This window comes from uncultured Roseovarius sp. (assembly GCF_913057115.1).
Classification (GTDB): domain Bacteria; phylum Pseudomonadota; class Alphaproteobacteria; order Rhodobacterales; family Rhodobacteraceae; genus Roseovarius.
Genome location: NZ_CAJXNN010000070.1, coordinates 1 through 6,301 on the forward strand (window position 1 = coordinate 1; position 6,301 = coordinate 6,301).

The 6,301-nt window shown below is 61.0% G+C and carries 6 protein-coding genes; 1 reads left to right on the forward strand and 5 read right to left on the reverse strand.

Annotated elements, in window-relative coordinates:
• The 5 genes from QZ498_RS16900 to QZ498_RS16920 form a co-directional block, all read right to left on the reverse strand.
• Positions 1–803 (reverse strand): aminotransferase class III-fold pyridoxal phosphate-dependent enzyme (locus QZ498_RS16900; protein WP_294624365.1); only part of this gene is annotated, 803 nt, incomplete at its 3' end.
• 4 nt (positions 804–807) lie between these two features.
• Positions 808–1,881, reverse strand: a complete 1,074-nt coding sequence (locus QZ498_RS16905; protein WP_294624367.1) for an ABC transporter ATP-binding protein — start codon at positions 1,879–1,881, stop codon at positions 808–810.
• A gap of 78 nt (positions 1,882–1,959) precedes the next feature.
• A complete protein-coding gene (locus QZ498_RS16910) occupies positions 1,960–3,102 on the reverse strand; it encodes an extracellular solute-binding protein (protein WP_367117660.1) in 1,143 nt (380 codons plus the stop codon).
• A gap of 54 nt (positions 3,103–3,156) precedes the next feature.
• Positions 3,157–3,942, reverse strand: a complete 786-nt coding sequence (locus tag QZ498_RS16915) for an ABC transporter permease (protein WP_294624371.1) — start codon at positions 3,940–3,942, stop codon at positions 3,157–3,159.
• The gene (locus QZ498_RS16920) at positions 3,942–4,808 is read right to left on the reverse strand and encodes an ABC transporter permease (RefSeq protein WP_294624373.1); all 867 of its coding nucleotides are present in this window, start codon (positions 4,806–4,808) and stop codon (positions 3,942–3,944) included. The genes QZ498_RS16915 and QZ498_RS16920 overlap by 1 nt, the downstream gene beginning before the upstream one ends.
• A 112-nt stretch (positions 4,809–4,920) precedes the next feature.
• On the opposite strand from QZ498_RS16920, the gene QZ498_RS16925 reads away from it, so the two are divergent.
• Complete coding sequence (locus QZ498_RS16925) at positions 4,921–5,880, forward strand: LysR family transcriptional regulator (protein ID WP_294624375.1); 960 nt, start codon at positions 4,921–4,923, stop codon at positions 5,878–5,880.
• The last annotated feature ends 421 nt before the right edge of the window (positions 5,881–6,301 follow it).

Here is a 6,301-nt window from a genome sequence, read left to right on the forward strand (position 1 = left end):
ACGATGATATCCGGCTCTAGGTTCCAATGCTCGGCTGCCAGAAACGCGCCAGTGCGCCCGGCCCCCGTCATCACCTCATCCAAAATCAGCAGAACACCGTATTTGCGGCAAATCTCCTGCACCCTTTCCATATAGCCCTTGGGCGGCGGCAAAGCCCCGGTGGAGGCCCCGCCGACAGGTTCGACGATAAAGGCCAGCACGCTGTCGGGGCCTTCCTCGATGATCTTGGCCTCGAGCATATCGGCGTAGTGGTGGCCCGTGGCCTCATCCTCCGGGTCCAGACCATCCAAGTACGCCGTGGGCGCGGGCACCTTGGGCATGGGCTGCATCATCGGGTCAAAGGGCTTGGTCAGCGGATCATAAGAGGTGATCGCCAAGGCCCCCAGCGTGCAGCCATGATAGCTGGGCGCGCGGGAGATGATTTTCCAACGGCTGTCCTGCCCCACGGCAATCGCATATTGCCGGGCCAGTTTCATGGCGCTTTCCACCGCCTCGGAGCCGCCCGAGACAAAGAACACCCGGTTCAAACCTTCAGGGCAAAGTGCGGCCGTTTTAGCGGCCAGCTTTTCCGAGGCTTCGGTTTCAAAATGCAGCCGGTACCCAAATGTGCTTTTCTCCATCTGGCGGCGCATCGCCTCCAACACGTTTTCGTTTGAATGGCCGATGTTGCAGACCATCGCGCCACTGGACCCATCCAGATACCGCTTGCCGTCCACATCCCACATGTAGACGCCGCGCGCTTGGTCCAGCACGGGCCGCCGTTGACGGCCTTGGTAAAACAGGTGGCTTGGTTTCTGGTTCATGGTGTTATCCCGGCAGGGCCGCACAATCTATCGGACGCAGGTGCAAATGCACCTCGGCGCCCTCCGCGAAAGGATGCCCGTCAATCATGTTGATCGCTTGCAGTTGCGTGTCACCCGCCCGTACGAAATAGCGCACGGCCTGCCCCTGATAATCCACGGTTTCCACCGTGGCGGGCACCGATACCACGCCTTCGGGCGCGGGGTTGGCCGAAAGCTGCAATTTCTCGGCCCGGATCACGATCTTGGCGGGGCCTGCGCCGGTGACGCGCGGGGCCTTCTCAGAAGGGATGGTCATTGTCCCGAAAATCGGCGCCTCGATGGTCACGCCCTCGCCGCCCATTCCGGCGCACTTGGCCTCCATGATGTTCGAGGCCCCAAGGAAGTTGGCGACAAATTCCGAGGCCGGGGTGTTATACACCTCCTCGGGTGCGCCAACCTGTTCAACCCGGCCTTCCGACATCACCACGATCTGGTCCGACATGGCCAGCGCCTCGGATTGGTCGTGGGTGACGAAAACGGTGGTCACGCCGATGCGTTCCTGAATGCGCTTCAATTCCACCCGCATATCCTCGCGCAGGTTGGCATCCAGCGCCGAAAGCGGCTCATCCAGCAACAGCACATCGGGTTCGATCACGATGGCGCGGGCCAGCGCGATGCGCTGTTGTTGCCCGCCCGACAGTTCCTTGGGGTAACGCTCCCCCACATTCGGAAGCTGCACCAGTTCCAGCGCCTCTTGCACGCGCTTGGGAATCTGGTCTGCCGGGACATCGCGATATTTCAGGCCGAAGGCCACGTTCTCGGCCACGGTCTTATGCGGGAAAAGCGCGTAGTTCTGGAAGACAAGCCCAAGGTTGCGCTTGTGAATGGGCACATCGTTCACCCGCTTGCCACCGATCAGGATCTCGCCCTCACTGGGGTCCAGAAGCCCGGCGATCATCCGCAAGTTGGTTGTCTTGCCACAGCCCGACGGCCCCAGCAGCGTCACAAACGCTCCTTCGGGAATTTCAAGCGAGCTTTGATGCACGGCGGTGAAATTGCCGAAACGTTTGACAATATTATTCAGGGTGACGGAACTCATCCACGGCCTCCAGCGGCAGGAAATTCATCAAGGTGGGCAACCCCGGCGCAATGGCCGGGATCGCCCCGGGAGTAACGGTTAGTAACCCTTCTGCACGCGGCCGAAGGTTTTCGACCACTCTTGCTCGTTGCCGTTCCAATAGGCCGGGTCGGCAAAGGTCAGACCGTCCAGCTTGCCGGTCGGGTCAAAGGCCGGCAGGGTCGGGATCTTGTCGCCAAGATCAACCTTGTTGGGGTCAAGCGCGGGCGGATAGTTCTGCCCTTCGGCCACCGCGATCGAGGTTTCCGGCGCCAGCATGAAGTTGAGCAGTTCTTCGCAGGCTTCCATCGGGCTGCCCTTGATGACGAACATGCATTCCTGCCAGCCGAAACCGTTGGGCGGGTCCATGTAACCGATGTCGTGGCCCTGCTCTTGCAGCGCATAGATGCGGCCCGACCAGCCTTCGGTGACGTGGATTTCCTCCTCGGCCAGAAGACTCATCAATTCGGCGCCCGAGCCCCAGTATTTCAAGCTCAGGTCGCGATGCGCGCGCACCGCTTCCCATGCAGCGTCTACATCCTCGATGTTGTTCGGGTTCTGTCCGGTTTGCAGGGCGGCATACCACATGCGGGTGCGCCAATCGCTCCACCCGGCGATCTTGCCCTTGTGCGCCTCGTCGATGAGGATCCTGGCGCCCTTCTCCTGCATTTCCTCGTCCGAGATATGCTTGCGGTTATAGGCAAGGCCGGTGGTGCCATAGTCATAGGGCACGCAGCTGAGCTTGCCGTCGGTCACGTTACGGAAGACGTCGACCAGCTTGGGAATGACGTATTGCAGGTTCGGGATGTTGTCCTCGTTGAGAACCGTGGAAAGCCCGAGATTATGATAGCGGGCATAGTCGAAGACGCCCGACAGGTGGGCGATGTTGTATTCGCCTTCCTGACTGGCCTTCACGCGGCTGAGGTATTCATCGCCACCGCCGAAGGTGCCGTCGACCACGTCGATGCCGGTTTCCTTGGTAAAGGGATCAAAGGCGTTCTCGCGCAGCGCCTCCGACACGACCCCGCCCCAGCCGTCAAAGCGGACTTGGGCAACGGTTTGCGCGTTGGCGTATTTCGCGAAGGGCGTCTGCACCCCGTAGGCCAGACCGGCGGCGCCGATCAGCCCAAGGAAGGAACGGCGGTCAAGATCGCCGTTCATGTACCGCTCGCGCAGGCGCTCATAGCGGGTGGTGTTGTCCATTTTCTTGGTCATGTGTCACTCCTGGTTGGTTGGATTTATGAGGGTCGAGCGGTTCTATGTGCCGCTCTTTTTTGCAACTTGTCTTGCGATGGCGAGCCCCAGAAGGGGCAAGCCCACGGTCATTATGATCATTACCGTGCCCAGCGCGTTGATCTCGGGGCTGATGGAATTGCGCAGCATGGCAAAGATTTGCGTTGGCACGGTTTCCACCCCACCGGGTTTCCAGAACAGGGTACCGGTGATGTCATCGAAACTGATGGTGAAGGCGAAGAGCGCCCCGGCCAGCACGGCCGGCAGCATCAGCGGCAGGGTAATCTGGAAAAACGTCTGGCGCGGGCTGGCGCCAAGGCTCATCGCCGCCTCTTCCACGTCGCGCTTGATCGAGACAAGCCGCGCTTGCACCACCAGGATCACGAAAGGCAGGGTGAAAATCACGTGGCCCAGCAGAAGCAAGGTAAAGCTCTTGTTGATCTGAAGGAAGTTCAGGAACAGCAAAAGCGCCACCGCCAGCACCACCTCTGGCACGAGGATCGGGGCGATCAGAAGCGTGGAAATCACGTTCGAGCCGGGCACGCGGTAACGCACCAATGCAAGGCTGGCCAGCACCCCCAGCGTGGTGGAAATCGCCGCCGTCAGAAGCCCCAGCACGATGGATGTACGGAACGCCCGCAAGATCGCCTCGTTCTGGGCCAGTTCCACGAACCACCGAAACGACAAGCCGGTCATCGGGAAGCTGCCGAACTGGCTGGCGTTGAACGACAACAACACCACCACCGCCACCGGCAGGAACATGAAGGTATAGACCAGGATGGTCCAGATGCGCACAAGGTTCCAGCCCATCAACCCAGCCCCTTCATCAGTTGCGCCATGCCCAGATAGCGGTTGTAGATCAGCACCAAGGCCCCCAGCACCACCAGCAGCATCAGGCTGAGCGCCGAGCCGAGCGGCCAGTTGAGCTGCGTGATGATCGCCTCGAAAACCAGATTGGCGAACATCGCATCGGTCGGTCCGCCCAGAACCAGCGGCGTGATATAGGTCCCCGCGCCCAGCACGAAGCAAAGCAAGCCCCCGGCGGCCAGACCGGGCAGCGACAAGGGCAGCGTGACATTGGTAAAGGCCTGCCAGCGCGTGGCCCCCAGCGAATTGGCCGCATCCTCAAGGTTGGTGTCGATGCCATCAAGGCTGACAAAGACATTCAGCACCATGAAGGGCAGCAGGAAATGCACAAGCCCGAGAATGACCGTCGTTTCATTGTAAAGCATCTGGATCGGCTCATCTATGACCCCGACCGACAGCAAGGCCGTATTCAGCGCCCCCGACACCCCCAGAATGTTGATCCAGCTCATCGTGCGGATGATGTAGCTGATCCAGAAGGGCAGCATCAAAAGCAGCAGCAAAATCGCCTTGTTGCCCTTGGAGCGGGCAATGAAATAGGCCGCCGGATAGCCCATGAGCGCACAGACAAGCGTGGTGATTGCCGCGATCTTGAGCGTGTTGAGCAGGATATCGCGGTAAAAGGCGTCCGTCAGGGCCTCTTGCCAGTTATCGAGAAAGAACCCCACCTCATCCGCGCCCGTCGCCGTGCGCAGCCAGAAGGAATAGACAACGATAAACAAGAGCGGCACGAACAACAGCAACGCAACCGCCGTCAATGCGGGCGACAGCAAAATCCAAGGCTGTCGCGCCTCACGGGCTTCGACCGACATTCATCTCCCCTTTATCCCGTGCCCCGTTTTGTCCGGGGCTTGGGGTTGACGATGCAAAGCCCATGAGCATTAATCAAATAGATAATCAGAATGTTAATTATAGATGAAATCTATGGAAGATAGCCCCCGCCCCGACCGCATGATGCGCGACCTCGACTGGAACCTGCTGCGCAGCTTCGTGGTTCTCGCGCAATCCAAGTCGGTCACCGAAGCCGCGCATAAACTGCGACTGACACAGCCCTCGGTCTCGGCTGCCCTCAAACGGTTGGAGGACCGCGTGGGCAAGCGCCTGATCGACCGAAAGCCGGGGCATTTCCAACTGACCCAAGCGGGTGAGGTGCTTTACCGCGAGGCGATGGATATCCAAGGTTCCATCCTGCGGCTCTCGACCCTCATGCGCGAGATGACCGACGAGGTGACGGGCCATGTGCGGGTGGCACTGGCCAGCCACGTGGTTTGCCCGCTTTTCGATGCGGTGCTGGCCGAACATCACGCCGACCACCCCAGCGCCACCCTGTCGATTGATGTGTTTTCCTCCGCCGAAGCCGTGGATAGCGTTTCGGGGCGGTTTTCCTCATTTGCCATTTGCCTTGTGAACCGGCGCGACCCGAAATTGGAATACCGGCGCTTGTACCGCGAGTTCTTTGGCCTGTTCTGTGGCCCGCCGCATCCGCTGTTTGGCCGCCATGGCCTGACCCGCGCCGATTTGGCCGGGCATTCGGCGGTGAGCTTCGACACCGACCGTTTGCAGGATGCGCTCAAGCCCGTGGCGGTGATGCGGGCCGAGGCGGATATGGGCGATCTGGTGGTCGGCACCTCCAGCCACCTTGAGGAGGTGCGCCGGATGATCATCGCCGGCCTCGGCATCGGCCCCCTGCCCGTCCACGTCGCCAAACGCGATGTCGAGGATGGGTTGTTGTGGCAACTGCCCCCCTATGACCAGCCCCCGGCGATTGACGTGCATGTGGTCTGGAACCCCAAGGCCACGCTGAACCGCGCCGAGCAATCCCTGCTGGACCGGGTGCTGGCCCGGATCGAGGCGACGCCGATGGAGGACCGGACCTATCGGTGAGGGGGCATACGCCATCGTAGGGTGCGCATTTACTGCGCACCGCTTTGAGCGAGCCGCGCATCGGCCACTGACCGGCAGGCGATTGCCCGCAATCGCCGAGAGGTGGGCCGCGGTGCGGCGACCCACCCTATGAGCTAATGCACTTTATCTCAACCACTGGCGCGCAACCTCTATTCTATGCGCCATGACCAACCCAATCGCCGTGCCGTCACGCCAAAGGCGTGCCGTTTAAAGTCGGCGCCCCTTTGGGGCGACGGGGCGGCGTCATGCCAAAGGCATGCTTCCAGCATGACGATGCGCGGCGGGCCTGCGGCCGTTGAGTCCGCGCGGGGGAAAGGCGGCTCTGCGCAGGGAGCGGAGTTCGCGAAGTTGCGACGTTTCTCGATACCAGACCTTCGTTTCAACCGCCACAAATGCGGGC